The sequence below is a fragment of the Clostridium sp. CAG:221 genome (genome assembly GCA_000435835.1).
Lineage (GTDB): Bacteria > Bacillota > Clostridia > Clostridiales > Clostridiaceae > Clostridium.
Window position 1 is genome coordinate 19,975 of sequence record FR883421.1, and the last position, 16,078, is coordinate 36,052.

General features: G+C 30.1%; 14 protein-coding genes and 2 riboswitches. Of the genes, 12 read left to right on the forward strand and 2 right to left on the reverse strand.

Annotation, left to right across the window (positions count from 1 at the left end; all coding sequences use genetic code 11):
• Positions 1–284 precede the first annotated feature (284 nt).
• The 9 genes from sfsA (at position 285) to Q5O44_RS12090 (ending at position 12,077) form a co-directional block, all read left to right on the forward strand.
• Positions 285–977, forward strand: coding sequence for a DNA/RNA nuclease SfsA (sfsA, locus tag Q5O44_RS12050; protein WP_022168679.1), 693 nt, complete (start codon positions 285–287; stop codon positions 975–977).
• 110 nt (positions 978–1,087) lie between these two features.
• Positions 1,088–1,762, forward strand: a complete 675-nt coding sequence (locus Q5O44_RS12055) for an enzyme with TIM-barrel fold (RefSeq protein WP_022168680.1) — start codon at positions 1,088–1,090, stop codon at positions 1,760–1,762.
• 300 nt (positions 1,763–2,062) lie between these two features.
• Positions 2,063–2,232: riboswitch (Lysine riboswitch) on the forward strand.
• Positions 2,233–2,365: 133 nt separating this feature from the next.
• Positions 2,366–3,655: a diaminopimelate decarboxylase gene (gene lysA / locus Q5O44_RS12060; protein WP_022168681.1), complete on the forward strand. Its 1,290-nt coding sequence runs from the start codon at positions 2,366–2,368 to the stop codon at positions 3,653–3,655.
• Between the two features lie 224 nt (positions 3,656–3,879).
• The gene (locus Q5O44_RS12065) at positions 3,880–4,107 is read left to right on the forward strand and encodes a DUF3006 domain-containing protein (RefSeq protein ID WP_022168682.1); all 228 of its coding nucleotides are present in this window, start codon (positions 3,880–3,882) and stop codon (positions 4,105–4,107) included.
• Complete coding sequence (lepB, locus tag Q5O44_RS12070; protein WP_022168683.1) at positions 4,104–4,649, forward strand: signal peptidase I; 546 nt, start codon at positions 4,104–4,106, stop codon at positions 4,647–4,649. Before Q5O44_RS12065 ends, lepB begins: the two co-directional genes overlap by 4 nt.
• Positions 4,650–4,677: 28 nt before the next feature.
• On the forward strand, positions 4,678–6,681 hold the full coding sequence (gene ftsH / locus Q5O44_RS12075; RefSeq protein ID WP_022168684.1) for an ATP-dependent zinc metalloprotease FtsH: 2,004 nt from the start codon (positions 4,678–4,680) through the stop codon (positions 6,679–6,681).
• A 70-nt stretch (positions 6,682–6,751) separates the two neighbouring features.
• Positions 6,752–8,854, forward strand: a complete 2,103-nt coding sequence (locus tag Q5O44_RS12080; protein WP_022168685.1) for a UvrD-helicase domain-containing protein — start codon at positions 6,752–6,754, stop codon at positions 8,852–8,854.
• Between the two features lie 168 nt (positions 8,855–9,022).
• Positions 9,023–9,198: riboswitch (Lysine riboswitch) on the forward strand.
• A gap of 158 nt (positions 9,199–9,356) precedes the next feature.
• Positions 9,357–10,799, forward strand: coding sequence for a YfcC family protein (locus Q5O44_RS12085; RefSeq protein ID WP_022168686.1), 1,443 nt, complete (start codon positions 9,357–9,359; stop codon positions 10,797–10,799).
• 144 nt (positions 10,800–10,943) lie between these two features.
• Positions 10,944–12,077 (forward strand): M20 family metallopeptidase, encoded by a 1,134-nt coding sequence (locus Q5O44_RS12090; protein ID WP_022168687.1) that lies wholly within the window; start codon positions 10,944–10,946, stop codon positions 12,075–12,077.
• Positions 12,078–12,218: 141 nt separating this feature from the next.
• On the opposite strand, the gene Q5O44_RS12095 is transcribed toward Q5O44_RS12090, so the two are convergent.
• Together Q5O44_RS12095 and Q5O44_RS12100 are read right to left on the reverse strand one after the other, a co-directional pair.
• Positions 12,219–12,371, reverse strand: a complete 153-nt coding sequence (locus Q5O44_RS12095; protein WP_022168688.1) for a hypothetical protein — start codon at positions 12,369–12,371, stop codon at positions 12,219–12,221.
• Positions 12,372–12,456: 85 nt separating this feature from the next.
• Positions 12,457–13,542, reverse strand: a complete 1,086-nt coding sequence (locus Q5O44_RS12100) for a PRK06851 family protein (protein ID WP_022168689.1) — start codon at positions 13,540–13,542, stop codon at positions 12,457–12,459.
• Between the two features lie 183 nt (positions 13,543–13,725).
• Here Q5O44_RS12100 and Q5O44_RS12105 point away from each other — a divergent pair, with 183 nt between their 5' ends.
• Genes Q5O44_RS12105 through Q5O44_RS12115 form a run of 3 tightly spaced genes read left to right on the forward strand, consistent with a single transcriptional unit; the run spans position 13,726 to position 15,964 of the window.
• Positions 13,726–14,559: a transporter substrate-binding domain-containing protein gene (locus Q5O44_RS12105; RefSeq protein ID WP_022168690.1), complete on the forward strand. Its 834-nt coding sequence runs from the start codon at positions 13,726–13,728 to the stop codon at positions 14,557–14,559.
• A gap of 15 nt (positions 14,560–14,574) precedes the next feature.
• Positions 14,575–15,255 (forward strand): amino acid ABC transporter permease, encoded by a 681-nt coding sequence (locus tag Q5O44_RS12110; RefSeq protein WP_022168691.1) that lies wholly within the window; start codon positions 14,575–14,577, stop codon positions 15,253–15,255.
• On the forward strand, positions 15,242–15,964 hold the full coding sequence (locus Q5O44_RS12115) for an amino acid ABC transporter ATP-binding protein (RefSeq protein ID WP_022168692.1): 723 nt from the start codon (positions 15,242–15,244) through the stop codon (positions 15,962–15,964). Before Q5O44_RS12110 ends, Q5O44_RS12115 begins: the two co-directional genes overlap by 14 nt.
• Positions 15,965–16,078 lie beyond the last annotated feature (114 nt).

The following is a 16,078-nucleotide window of genomic DNA, read 5'->3' on the forward strand; positions in this document are numbered from 1 at the left end:
ACACAATATATTTGGTGATGGAAAATAGATTCAACAATATAATGTGTTTTGGATAAAAAAGTAAATAAACAACTAAGTAAAATATTACCATAATATAGTTAGTAACAAAGTTATCAACAAAATCAACATACCTGTGGATAACTTCTGTGGATAACTCTAAAAAGTGTGAATTATTTAAGTGAAAATGGGCTGAAAAAATATAGCCTGTGGATAACTTTTGAATGGTATAAAAAAGTGAAGATATAAATTATAAAATATAAAGTGTAAGAAAAGAGGATAAGAAAATGATATATGACAAAAGAATAGTAAAAGCAGAATTTATTAATAGACCCAACAGATTTTATTCAAATGTTAAACTAGAAGGAAAAGAAATAAAAGTTCATGTGCCAAATACAGGAAGATGTAAGGAACTTTTAATACCTGGATGTACAGTATATTTAAGAGAAGAAAATAATCCAGCAAGGAAGACCCCCTATGATTTAATAGCTGTTGAAAAAGGCCATAGTTTAGTTAGTATTGATTCACATATTCCTAATAAGGTTGTGGAAGAAGCTCTGCAAAAAGGAAAAATAGAAAAGTTAAAGGGGTATAAGAATATTTTAAGAGAGAAAATGTTTGAAAAAAGTAGATTTGATTTTAAGCTATCAAATGATGAAAGTGATGAATATTACTTAGAAATAAAAGGTGTAACCTTGGAAGATAAAGGATATGCTAGATTTCCTGATGCACCAACAGAAAGAGGAGCACGTCATTTAATGGAATTAATCGAAGCTAAAAGAAGGGGATATGGAGCAGGAGTTTTATTTTTGATTCAACTTGAGAAAGTTTACAAGTTTTCGCCAAATGATGAAACTGATTATAAATTTGGAGAAGCTTTGAGAGCTGCCAAAGTCGCTGGAGTGGATATATTTGCCTATAATTGCCTAGTTACAGAAGAAAGTATTGAAATTAATAAAGAAGTTGAAATAATACTATAGAAATATATTTTCTTTATGATATAATTTTTATTTAATAATAATGTAATAATATTTTTATAGCTAAGATTTTTTATAAGAATATATATATAAATTGTAATAGGAGTATGCTTATGGAAATTAAGAGAAAGAAGAATGTACCGGAAATAAAAGGTATATTGAGAAGTAATGTTATTGAAGTGCCATCATGTATTAGAGATTGTTCTGGAATAAAGATATTTGGTAAGAGATTAAAGTCATTTTTATTCACCACAGATGTAGCCTTAATAAGAAATACTAATGCTGATGCAATAATAGCAGTATATCCGTTTACTCCACAGCCTTTAATAACAGAAGCGTTAGTAATGGCTGCAGATGTGCCTATATTCTGTGGAGTCGGAGGTGGAATTACTCAAGGTAAGAGAGTGGTTAATCTTGGATTAGATGCAGAATTTAAAGGGGCAATGGGAGTTGTAGTTAATGCCCCAACAAGTAATGAAATAGTTAAAAACCTTAGAGAAACTATAGATATACCTATAATAGTTACAGTGGTATCTGAAGATGAGGACATAAAAGCTAGAATTGAATCAGGAGCAACAATACTAAATGTTTCTGGTGGAAAGAACACTGCAGCTATTGTAAGAAAGATTAAATCCCTATACCCAGATTTCCCTGTATTGGCAACTGGTGGTCCAACAGAAGAAACAATAAGAGAAACAATAGAAGCAGGGGCAAATGCTATAACTTATACACCTCCATACAATGGGGAAATAATGAGTGCTCTTATGGACAGATATAGAGATAAATGAAAAAGTAGCAGCAAGCTGCTTTTTTATTTAAATGACGAACTTAGATAATGATGAGTGATGAATGATGAATGATGAATGATGAATTTAGGAATAAACTCACAGAGTTTATAAAAATATAATTTTCAGAAATTCTGTAAGAATTTCATCATTAATTCATAATTCATAATTCATCATTCATAATTAGCAATATTTTGTTTACAAAATATTGTTATAGTGTTATCATTTACTAAAAAGTTATAATATACTAATATATATGAAAAAATAATTGAAGAATAAAAGAAAGCTAAATTGAATAAAATATTACCTGGTAGAGGTGCTGTTTATAATCAGTAAGAAAAGGGAGTTTTTGCAGGACATAGATCTTTTCTGAAAGGTATGATGGCCGAAGGAATAAGGAAAGCAAAACCTTATTTCTGGGTATGTATAAAATATATACATAACTGTCACAGTAGTGGAGCGCTACAGGGTTTAAATGAAATTATGAAATAAATTTTAAAAGAAAATTTCGTATATCATGTATAATCTTAAAAAGTGAACTACCATCATAGAATTTCTATGATGGTTTTTTTTATAATTTATTAGAGTATATTAGGAGTTGGGGATATGAAGTTATTTGGAACAATGGAAATAAGAGAAAATGAACTATTTATAGGTGGAGTTAGTACCGTAGAGTTAGTGAAAAAATATAAATCACCTTTATATGTTATGGATGAACAATTATTAAGAGATACATGTAGAAATTATTATAAGAGTTTTAAATGTAATGAAGATAATAGAGTTGCTTTTGCAGGAAAAGCATTTTTAACTTTAGAAATGTGTAGGCTTATTCATGAGGAAGGTCTTAACTTGGATGTAGTTTCTGGTGGTGAGCTATATACAGCGTATAAAGCAGGTTTTCCAATGGAAAAGATATATTTTCATGGAAATAATAAAACCTTAGACGAAATTCAGTTAGGGGTAGAAAAAAGAGTTGGTAGATTTGTTGTAGATAATCTAGAAGAAATGGAAATGATTAATGAAATAGCAGCAAAGCATGGAGTGATACAAGATATATATTTAAGACTTACTCCAGGAATTGAAGCTCATACTCATGAGTATATTCAAACGGGACAAATAGATTCAAAATTTGGATTTGCACCAGTAGGTAATACTATAATGGAAGCGGTAAAACATGCGTTATCTTTAGCTAATTTAAGATTAATAGGTCTTCACTGTCATATAGGATCACAAATATTTGAAATAAAGCCATATGAAGACGCAGCTGAAATTATGTTAAATCATATTGCTGAAATCAAAAGAGAAACAGGTCATGAAATTAAAGAGCTAGATTTAGGTGGTGGCTTTGGAGTGTATTATACAGAAGCTGATAAGCCAAGAAGCATAGAAGAGTATTGTAGTGCTATATTAAATAAGGTTGATGAAACTTGTGAAAGATTAGGATTAGCTAAGCCAGTACTTACTATTGAACCAGGTAGATCAATTGTAGGAAATGCAGGTACTACTTTATATACCATTGGAGCTATAAAGAATATTGAAAATGTAAGAAAATATGTTTCTGTTGATGGTGGAATGACTGATAATATAAGACCAGCTTTATATGAAGCAAAATATGATATGTCAATAGTTAACAAGCTACATGAGCCAGCAGATGAAAAAGTAACTATAGCAGGTAAGTGCTGTGAATCTGGAGATATATTAATGAAGGATATATATATCCAAAAACCTGAAAGAGGAGATATTTTAGCTGTATTTACTACAGGTGCATATGGTTTCTCAATGTTTAGTAATTATAATAAAAATGTAAGACCAGCGGTGGTATTTGTTGGTAATGGACAGGAGAAAATAGTATCTAAAAGACAAGACTATAAAGATTTACTAGGATTAGAAATATAGAATAGTGGTAAAAATTAAGGTGAGATGAATTATCATAAATTCTTCTTGCCTTTTAATATATAAATTTTTAATGAATGTTTTATATATTGTAATAAAATTGACATATTGCTGTAGTATAATATAATGGTAAAATTAGATTAAATAAAAGAAATATGATATACTTGTGTTTCAAGTAAAGTGAGAGGGAGGAAGTTCTAGCAAAATTTTGCTAAAAATATTAAGTTATGAAGGAAAGTCATTTTATAGTCGATAGGATAGAAGGCAGATCGTTAGTATTACAAAATCGTAATGCAGAAATAATAATAATAGATAAGACAAATGTTGAAGATGAAGTAAGAGAAGGAGATATATTAGTTAAGGTTCATAAAAACAGATATATTGTAAATAAAGAAGAGACTGACAATAGAAAGACTGAAATTGATAATTTGATGAAAGGCATGTGGGAAGAATGAAGGAAAGTAATAAAGAAATTAAAAACCAAAAGACGGGATTCTTTTACGAATGGGTTGTACCAATTGTAATTGCAGTTATATTGGCTTTTTTAATAAATAAATTTGTTATTTATAAGGTAAAAATACCTTCAGAATCAATGGTTCCAACATTAAATGTTAATGATAGGCTATTTGTTACAAGGGTATATAATCCAGAAAAACTTGATAGAGGCGATATTGTTGTATTTAGTTATGACCAAGAAGGCGAAGAAATCAAGATGATAAAAAGGCTTATAGGCTTACCAGGAGATGTGGTGCAAATAGTAAATGGGGTAGTATCCGTTAATGGAGAAGTTCTAGAAGAAGACTATATTGGAGCTGAAGATACTTTTAATGGTACATATACCGTGCCAGAAGGAAAATACTTTTTCTTAGGAGATAATAGAAAATGGTCTAAAGATTCAAGATATTGGCCTGTAACACCTTTTGTTGATGCAGATGATATAGAAGGAAAAGCAGTAATAAAAGTTTATCCATTTAGTGATTTTGGATTAATTGAATAAAGAGATGGACAGATAGGAGATGATTTGAATGGAAGAAAACAAAAATAATCTTAATGGACCACAAAAAAAGAATAATAACAATAATAAAAAATATTTAATTATATACGTAATTGTGGCATTTATGTTTATATACTCTTTCAACTATGCAAAAAATATGCTAACAACACAAGAAATATCATATAACAAGTTTATGCAACTTGTAAAAAATGGTGAAATTTCAGAAGTTAGAACTGAAGGTGACTCACTTGTAATAACACCTAAAGAAGGAAGTTCAGAAAGCGGAAAAATGCTTTATACAGGTGAAGTTTTAGATCCTAATTTAGTAGAAACATTACAAAATAATGGTGTTGAATATTATGGAAATATAACAGAGCAACAATCAATGATTATGGAGTTATTGGTTTATTACATAGTACCAATATTACTAATGTTCTTCTTATTTAAGTTCCTATTTAGAAAAATGGGTGGAAAATTTGGTGCTGGTCCAATGAACATGGGAAAAAGCAATGCAAAAATGTATGTTGAAACAGATGTAAAAGTTACTTTTGATGATGTTGCAGGACAAGATGAAGCAAAAGAAAGTTTAACAGAAATAATAGATTTCTTAAATAATCCAGCAAAATATGCAAGCATAGGTGCTAAATTACCTAAGGGTGCATTATTAGTTGGGCCTCCAGGTACAGGTAAAACTCTTATAGCTAAAGCTGTTGCTGGAGAAGCAAAAGTACCATTCTTCTCAATGTCAGGTTCAAACTTTGTTGAAATGTTTGTTGGGATGGGTGCTGCTAAAGTTAGAGACTTATTTAAAGAAGCAGAAAAACATGCACCATGTATTATCTTTATCGATGAAATAGATTCAATAGGTAAGAGTAGAGATAACCAAATGCAATCTAACGATGAAAGAGAACAAACTTTAAATCAGTTATTAACTGAAATGGATGGATTTGATGCAACAAAAGGAATAGTAATTCTAGGAGCAACAAATAGACCAGAAATATTAGATAAAGCATTACTTAGACCAGGTAGATTCGATAGAAGAGTTATTGTTGATAGACCTGACCTTATTGGTAGAAAAGCTATTTTAAAAGTTCATAGTAAGGACGTTAAATTAGCAGATGATGTTGATTTAGATTCAATTGCTAAAGGTACACCAGGTGCAGTAGGGGCAGATCTTGCTAATATGATAAATGAAGCAGCTATAAGAGCTGTTAAACATGGTAGAGATGAAGTAATTCAAGAGGACTTAGAAGAAGCTGTAGAAGTAATTATAGCTGGTAAGGAAAAGAAAGATAGAATTCTTTCTAAGCAAGAAAGAAAAATTGTTGCATTCCATGAAGTTGGTCATGCTCTTGTAGCAGGATTGTTAGAAGGTACTGATCCAGTTCATAAGATTACAATAGTACCAAGAACCATGGGAGCTTTAGGATATACAATGCAGCTACCAGAAGAAGAAAAATATCTTGTTTCTAAAGAAGAAATGTTAAATCAAATTACTGTAATGCTTGGTGGAAGAGCTGCAGAAGAAGTTGTTTTCAACATGGTTTCTACAGGAGCTTCAAATGATATTGAAAGAGCTACTCAATCAGCAAGAAGTATGGTAACTGTATATGGTATGACTGAAAGATTTGATATGATGGCTTTAGAATCTATTCAAAATAGATATTTAGATGGTAGAGCAGTAAGAAACTGTAGTGAAGAAACTTCAACTTTAGTTGATGAAGAAATCTTAAAGATAATTAGACAATGTCATAATAAGGCCATTGAATTATTAACTGAAAATAGAGATCTTCTAGATGAAATATCAGAATACCTTTTAGAAAAAGAAACTATTTTTGGTACAGACTTTGAAAGATTTATTTACAACAAGTATCCTGAACTTAAGAAGATTAAAGAAAAGGAAAAAGAAGAAAATAAATTAGATTTAGAAAAAGAAGAAAATAATGATGATCATGAGGCTAAGGAAGAAAACCATGAAAATCATGAAGATAAAGAAAATGAAGTAGCTAGTACAATTGATATGATAATTGAATAGCATTTATATTTAAGGAGTTAGGATAAATATATCTTAACTCCTTAAGTTACTATTGTAAGGAGGTATTACTTTGGATAAATATCAATTTCTAAAGGAAGAAGAAAGATTAGATTATACTTTACAGACGTTAAATGAGGAAATTTTAAACTACATAGAAAAAAGAAAAGAGATAGCTAATTACATATTAGATTATAGAAAAAACTTCATAGAGGAACATAAAGATGATGAAGATGCTTTAATGGAGTATTTTGATCATGAGAGATATGTTAAGGAAGAATCTTATAAACAAATTGATAAAAAGCTAATGGAGCTTACTAAGCTTAAGGAAACTCCATACTTTGGGAAGGTAATTTTCAGTGATGAAGATGAATGTCAAGAAGAAATATATGTAGGAAGATATGGACTTACTAAAGACGCTACTTTTGAAAATGTAATAATAGATTGGAGAGCTCCAATAGCTTCATTATTTTATAAGGGGTCATTAGGGCCAGCCACATATAAGACACCAGATGGAGAACTACCAGCTGACATATTAGCTAGAAGACAGTTTGTTATCAAAAAAGGTTCTCTACAAGGATATTTTGATTCAGAAGTTGATGTTAAAGATGAAATTCTTCAAATGATTCTTTCTTCTAACTCAGGAGAAAAACTAAAAGATATAGTAATGACAATTCAACAAGAACAAGATGATATCATTAGAGAAGAGAGAATGAAGGTTGTAGTGGTAAATGGAGTTGCTGGTTCAGGAAAAACTACCATAGCCCTTCATAGAGTAGCTTATCTTTTATATAACTACAGACAACAATTAGGTAATAAGGTATTAGTCTTAGGACCAAATGATATATTTGTTGATTACATCAGTGAAATACTTCCTACTTTAGGTGAAAGTGATGTGGATGAAGAGACTTTTGCTGGTTTTGCCATGAAAGAAATAGGTTTAACTGAAGATGTCCTTGATTTTACAGCTTATTTAGAAGAAGTATTAAAAGGAAATGAAGAAGTAGTAAAAGAAATCAGGTATAAATCAAGTGAAGAATTCATTAAGTTCCTTGATGAAAAATGCATAGAGTTTGAAAATGAATACTTTAAGCTACAAGCACTTAATGCCTTTGGTGAAGAAGTAGTACCATTAAATGAAGTAGAAGATTTATTTGAAAAACACTATAAATATATGCCTTTATTTAGAAGAAGCCAAAAAGTTAAAAGAGTTCTTATATCAAAATTAAAAGATAAGAGAGATGAAAAGGTAAGAGAAATAAATGCTGCATTTAAAGCTAAGCTTGAAGCAATGTCAGATGAGGAAAAGAATATTGAACAAAACAATTTAGAATTCCAAAGACGCAATGACATAAGAGATGTTGTAAGAGAAGTGATGAATGTAAAAGCAGAGCTAGAAAACTGGATAGATAATGAAAGTATAGTTGATATTTATAAGAAGTTTATGAACATAGATATGTTATCATACTTAGATCTTCCAGCAATACTATACTTAATGATTAAGCTTGATGGAAAGAAATCTAAGTCAGAAATCAAACATATAGTTATTGATGAAGCACAAGATTATAGCATGCTTCAATTCTTAGTGCTTCAAGGATTAACTGGCTGTAGAAGCTATACTGTTGTAGGTGATGTTAACCAAAGACTTGTAAAGATTGATGAAGTACCTGCCATGTTAAGATTAGAAGAGCTTTATGGAAAATTTGTTAAGAGATTTGATTTAAATAAGAGCTATAGATCAACACAACAAATTATGGAATATGCAAGTAAATTATTAGATGAAAATGCTATAGTTCCATTTGTAAGAAAAGGTAAATATGATGTGGAAGAAGTTGAAATTAATGATAAAGAAGATTTAATTGATACTATTTTAGAAACCTTAGAAGAATATGATGATGAAAACTATGAAAATATAGCTGTTATAACAAAAGATAAAGATGAACTTCAAAGAATAGCACCAGAACTTAAAAAGTTCACTAAAATTATGGCCTTTGATAAAGCAGATATAATTTATAGAGGTGGAAAAGTTATCGTTCCATCATACTATGCTAAAGGTCTTGAGTTTGATGGAGTTATAGTTGTAAATTTTGATGATAATACTGATGATTTAGTTAAATACATTATGGCAACTAGAGCTTTACATCAACTTAAAATTATAAATTATAAGGGAAAATAACTTATATTTAATATGGTTTTACCTGTTAGAATAATATAGAAACGGTGTGAATTTAAAAGATTTATTGGCGAAATATAACATAAAAACACGAAAAATTTATAATTATGCAGAAAATATACTTTACATTTAAAAAAAAAAACTGTATATTAATAAGTGACAATTAGATATGAAGTAGATAGAGGTTGCGATATTTAAGAGTAGATTTACGGAGGTAAGCACAAAGATGTAAATTGAAAGGAAGTTTCGCCGAAACATATGGTTGATGCTTTGAAACTATAGTGTTGGGGTTATGTAAAATATACATAACACTGTCACAAATTCATTTGTGAAGAGCTATTACTTAACGGTTATATTATTGATAATAATACTTTTATTATAACATTTGGTATTTTAGTGATTATATAGTCTTGAGTGAGAAGCTCAAGGCTTTTTTTATTATTTAATAGATTATCTCCTTCAAGCTATTATGTCAAAATATTAGAAATAGGAGGATTTTAAACTAATGCAAAATGTAGCAGATAACGGAAGACAAAGCTTCTGGAAAAAAGTTAGTAATGGAATAAAAGTTCCACATACATTAGTTATTATTTTTTCAATAATAATTTTAATGGCAATAGCAACATATATAGTACCAGGTGGTGCATATGAGAGAGTAGCTACTGAAGTTAATGGACAAACTAGAACTGTAGTTTTAAATGATTCATTTACATATGTTGAAAATGAGGCACAAGGATTGTTCCAAGTAATGCAAGCACCAGTAAAAGGTATTGAACAGTCAGCGGAAATTATAGCATTCTTATTCGTAGTTGGAGGTGCATTTAGTTTAATAACTAGAACAAAAGCAATAGATTCAGCTATAGCTAAGGTTGTTAATGTTTTTAAGGGAAATGAGTTATTAATAATTCCTATTATATTCACATTATTTTCTCTTGGTGGAGCAACATTTGGTATGACTGAAGAAGCTATACCATTTATAACAATATTAGTTCCATTAATGCTTGCCTTAGGGTTTGATAGTATATTAGCAGTGGGAATAAGTTATTTAGGATGTATTGTAGGATTTGCAACAGCTATGCTTAATCCATTTACAGTGGGAATAGCACAATCTATAGCTGAAATCCCATTATTCTCAGGGATAACATACCGTACTATTACATGGGTTATAACAACAACTGTAGGAATTATATTCTTAATGTTTTATGCAAGAAAAATTAAGAAGAATCCTGAATTTAGCCCAATGTATAAATTAGATCAAGAAAAACGTGAAAAATTAAAAGAAACTCAAAGTGAAGAAATTAAATTTACACTTGCACATAAAATAATAATTGCTTCAATTGGTGTTTGTTTAGCAGTTATTATATGGGGAGTATTAAAAGAAGGATTCTGGATTCCAGAGATAGCAGCAGTATTCTTAATAACAGGAGTATTTGCAGGAATAGTTGGTGGATTAAAGGCTGATGAAATGGCAGAAGCATTTATATCTGGAGCTAAAGATATGATTGGAGCTGCAATGGTAGTTGGATTTGCAAGAGCTATAGTAATAATAGCAGAAAATGCTCAAATCATAGATACAATATTATTTGGTTTATCATCATTTATAGGTAAATTACCATCATTATTAGCTGCATGCGTAATGTTACCAGTTCAAATGTTTATAAACTTCTTTGTTATTTCAGGTTCAGGGCAAGCAGCATTAACTATGCCAATATTAGCACCGTTAGGTGATTTACTTGAAATATCAAGACAAACAACAGTATTAATATTCCAATTAGGAGATGGGTTCTCAAATGCTATTTTCCCAACATCAGGAGTATTAATGGCATGTTTAGGAATGGCTGGAGTACCATATTCAAAATGGTTCAAGTGGATAATGCCATTACAAATTATCTTATTTGCACTAGGTATTATATTCATAACTTGTGCTATGATGATGGGCTGGGCGTAAGAAGTTAAGAAGTTAAGAGGTTAAGAGTTAAGAGTGAAGAGTGAAGAGTTAAGGAATAAATTCAGTAACTTTTATCTTTTCACTCTTACCTTTTACTTAAATAAATGGCTTGATAATTTATTTAAATATGGGAGGAAAGAAGAAATGAAGACAAGAATATATAACGAAGGTCAATTAATTAAAGAAAGATTAGCTGAAATAAGTGATTATATATATAATAATCCAGAATTAGGAAATGAAGAATATAAGGCAGTTGAAGCATTAACTACATTTTTAAAAGAACATAATTTTCAAGTAGAGTGTCCAATAGCAGATATGGATACAGCATTTAAAGCAACTTTTGATAGTGGAAAACCTGGAATGACCATAGGATATTTATGTGAATATGATGCATTACCTAAAATAGGACATGGATGTGGACATAATATGATAGGTGTTATGTCATCAGGTGCAGCAGTAGCTTTAAGTAAAGTTTTAGATGAAATTGGTGGAAAGATTATAGTATACGGAACTCCAGCAGAAGAAACTAATGGGGGAAAAGTTATTTTAGCAGAAGCTGGTGTATTTGATGAATTAGATGCAGCAATGATAGTTCATCCAGATGGAGAAACTAGAGCAAGTGGATCAAGCAGTGCTTTATATCCAATAAGATTTATATATAAAGGTAAAACAGCTCATGCAGCATCTTGTCCAGAGAAAGGAATCAATGCATTAAATAGCGTTATTCAATTATTTAATGGAATAGATGCACTTCGTCAACATGTAACACCAGATGTTAAAATGCATGGAATAATAACAAAAGGTGGAGTTGCAGCTAATATAGTTCCAGATGAAGCAGTTGCTGATTTTTACTTTAGAGCTTCTACTAAGGAAAGAGTAACTGAAGTTATAGAAAAAGTTAAAAAGATTGCAGAAGGTGCAGCTTTAATGACTGGGGCAACTCTTGAAATGGAAAGATATGAATTACCTTATGATGATTTAAAGACTAATGAAAAATTATCAGAGATGTTTAATGAGAACTTAAGAGCATTAGGTATTACAGATATAAATCCAGCTAAAGCTACAGGTGGTTCAAGTGATATAGGAAATGTAAGTCATGTTGCACCAACTATACATCCCTATATAGGAATAACAGATTGTCCTATGGTAGGTCATAGTGTTGAAATGGCAAAGGCTACTACAACAAATAAAGCACATGATAGATTATTAATAGCTGCTTTAGCAATGGCATATACAGGTTATGATGTAATAGTTAGAAATGAAAGCTTAAGAAGCTAAAATAAATGATGAATTATGAATGATGAGTGATGAATTAAGGATAAAACTCGCAGAGTTTTTATATAATATATATTTTAAGAAACTCCCTAAGGAGTTTCTACTTTAATTCATAATTCATCATTAATTATTTATACTAATTTATTAGTATAAATAATTAAAAAGGTTTTCTATTTTCCTTAAAAGTGAACACTCTTCTGCTGTATAGCGGCAGTCATTACATATTCCTAAAAACATAAACCAAGAAGCTGGTGTTATGTTTTTATCTTTTGCTTCATAAGCATATTTGCTTTTCATAAACAAGCTTCCCTTCATTAACTTTAATTTATTTTCTTATATAATAATATATTAAAGAGAAATGTAAATGATTACAAAAAATTTGTTATACGTAATATTTTTCTAATTTTTTAATTACTTTGTCATAAATACCATCAACAACTGAAAAATCCATTGCTGAGATGTAATAAGTTTCCAGTTCATCATGAAGTGAATGAGCCTTGTTGATAAGTTTTACAGATTTATCTATCAAATCATAAAATAGCTTTGAATTATAATCTATTTCAGATAATTTATCGCCACTTATGGCATATTTAGAGTAGTCAGATAAGTTATAATCTATTTGTGAAAAGTTACATTTGCTTATTTCATTATTGGTTAATATGCAGGTATTTAGCTCAGGAATAAGTAAGTGTTCAATTCTTTCAGGAATAAAAGGATCATGCATATATTCAATATAATATCCTTTCTTTTGTCCACGAGAACCAATATATTTTAATATTTCAGTCTTACCATATCCTGGTCCGCCAATTAAGACATATTTAGTTTTATAATCTTCCACTATGTTTTCGGTATAAGTAGTTATTCCACTAGGAGTTATGGCTGTTGCAAATAGATGTCGTTCATCACCATATCCACTTTTATCACGTTTAAAAATATTATTCTTTAAGTTTTGAATAAGATTAGATATCTTTGTTGAATCCAGAGATTCATAATTGATGTTACTCCAATCATCGTGTATATATTTTGCTGAACCTAAAAATCTATAAGCTCTTTTGAAATTCTTACTTATTTCTCTATTGAGAGCAATGATTTCTTTTTTATGCGGTGTTAATTTGTCTATATCTAATGCATCGCCTAAATTAATTATTTCATCTACTGCACCAGGAGTTATTGGATCCACAATATGAGGAGATGTACCATCTAGTATTGCTACATTTAATTCTTTAACAACTATTCCATCCAATGAATTAGAGTCAGATGAACAATGGTGATATTCTATATTGTAGCCTTTATCAAAAAAATATTTTCCTACTTTCTTCATAAGTGATGATTTTCCAGTGCCAGGTCCTCCTTTTAAGCAAAGAATGCGATTGGCATTATCTTGAGTAAGTATATACCTATAAAATGAATAAAACCCTTTTGAGGTGTTTGAACCTGGGAATAAATTTATTTCTTTAGGTTTGGACATTATATCACTCCTATAAAAATGTTAATGTTATACATTATAGTGTATTCAAAAATATATAAAAAAGTAACAATTGGAAAATTATTATGAAAATATAAAAAAAATTATTGCATAAATATTAATACTTGATGTATAATTATGCGTGTGAAAAAGATAAATATGCATAAGTTTATGGGGGTATTTAATATGAAAAAAGGTATAATTAAAAATGTTATTGTAACAGGTTTAATTTCAATTATGGCTGTAGGCCTTGCAGGATGCGGAAATAGTGCGACGAAAAAAGAAGACACTGGTGTGTTAGACTCAATAAAAGAAAGTGGTAAGCTTGTAGTAGGTTTAAGTGCAGATTATGCACCATATGAATTTCATATAATTGAAAATGGACAAGATAAGATAGTTGGTTTTGATGTGAGCTTAGCGAAAGAAATTGCTGATGAACTTGATGTAGAATTAGAAATTAAAGAAATGGATTTTGATGCTTTAATAACTGCATTACCAGCTGGAAAAGTAGATATGGTTATTTCAGGGATGAATCCTACAGAGAAAAGAAAAAAAGCAGTAGATTTTTCAGATATATACTATACAGCTAACCATGGGATTTTAGTAAGAGCTGAAGATGCAGATAAATATACTAATTTCTCGGATTTAGATGGTTTAAAAGTTGGAGCTCAGCTTGGTTCAACTCAAGCAGAATTAGCATCTACGTTAATTAAAGATGCAAATCTTCAATTATTATCTAATGTAAATAATTTAATCTTAGAATTAAAATCAGGTAAAGTAGATGCAGTAGTTATGGAAGTAGGCGTGGCACAAATGGCTGTTAAAAATAATCCTGAGTTAGCAGTAGGAAAGCCAGTTTATGAAGAAACAGATAGTGGTAATGCTATAGCTATAGCAAAAGGAAATGAAGACTTAGTTAAAATAGTTAATGGAGTTATTTCAAGAATTACGGAAGATGGAACTATGAATAAATATATAGAAGAAGCTACTATATTATCATCGGAAGCAGTAGAAGAATAGTAGGTGGTTTAAAATATGAATTTAGATTTTAGCTTTATAGCAGAATATATGCCATATTATTTTAAAGGCATTAAATATACATTATTAATTTCTTTTGTAGCAGTATTATTTGGTGCTGTTTTTGGTTCGCTATTATTTTATATGAAGAGTTCTAATTTTCACATATGGAAGATCAAACCTTTAAAAATAATTGCTGTAGCTTATATAGAAATTATCAGAGGGACACCAATGATATTACAAATATTTATAGTTTATGCAGGGGCAGAGCCTTTCTTCGGTATGGATTTAAGTGCTTTGCAAGCAGCATTTGTAGCTATAGCTTTAAATTCAGCAGCTTATGTTTCTGAAATTGTCAGAGCTGGTATTGATGCTGTTGATAAAGGGCAGATGGAAGCAGCAAGAAGTTTAGGAATGAAAAAGAGTACTGCAATGATGCTTATTGTAGTACCACAAGCAGTAAGAAATATACTTCCAGCCATAGGAAATGAATTTGTTGCAGTAATTAAGGAATCATCAATGGCTTCAGTTGTTGGTGTTGGGGAGCTTATGTATGCAGCAAAAATAGTACAAGGATCTACATATAGATCTTTAGAGCCTTTAATAGTGGCAGCAGGATTTTACTTTATATTAACTTTTACTTTAGGTAGGGTTATTTCTTTAATTGAAAGGAGGATGAAGGTAAGTGATATACGTTAATAATCTTGAAAAGAGCTTTGGCAAAAATAAGGTCCTTAAAGGTGTTAATGAGCATATAAAAAAAGGTGAAGTTGTAGTGGTAATAGGGCCATCTGGTTCAGGAAAAAGTACATTTTTAAGATGTTTAAATTTACTGGAGGAGCCTACAGGTGGAGAAATAATTTTTGAAGGTAAAAACATAACTGATAAGAAAGTGAATATAAATAAATTAAGGGAAAAAATGGGGATGGTTTTTCAGCAATTTAATTTATTTCCACATAAAACAGTATTAGAAAATATAACTATAGCACCAATTAAAGTGAAAAAAATGAAGAAAAGTGATGCAGAAGCAAAAGCAATAAGATTATTAGAAAAGGTAGGGCTTGAAAATAAAAAGGATGCATATCCAGCACAACTTTCAGGGGGACAAAAGCAAAGAATTGCCATAGCAAGAGCGTTAGCTATGGAACCAGATGTGATGTTATTTGATGAACCGACATCAGCGTTAGATCCAGAAATGGTTGGGGAAGTTTTAAATGTAATGAAGGATTTAGCTAGTGAAGGAATGACAATGGTGGTAGTAACTCATGAAATGGGCTTTGCTAAAGAAGTTGGTGATAGGATTGTATTTATGGATGGAGGAAATATCCTAGAAAGCGGAAAGCCAGAGGAGTTTTTTGCAAATCCAAAAAATGAAAGAACAAAAGAATTCTTATCAAAGGTACTATAAACTTTCTATGGTGAGGGAGTATATAGTATCAATAAAAGAGCACTTATATTTTATAAGTGTTCTTTTTTATATGTTTTATAATAGAATAATAGTAGGATTAATGGCAGGCAGGGT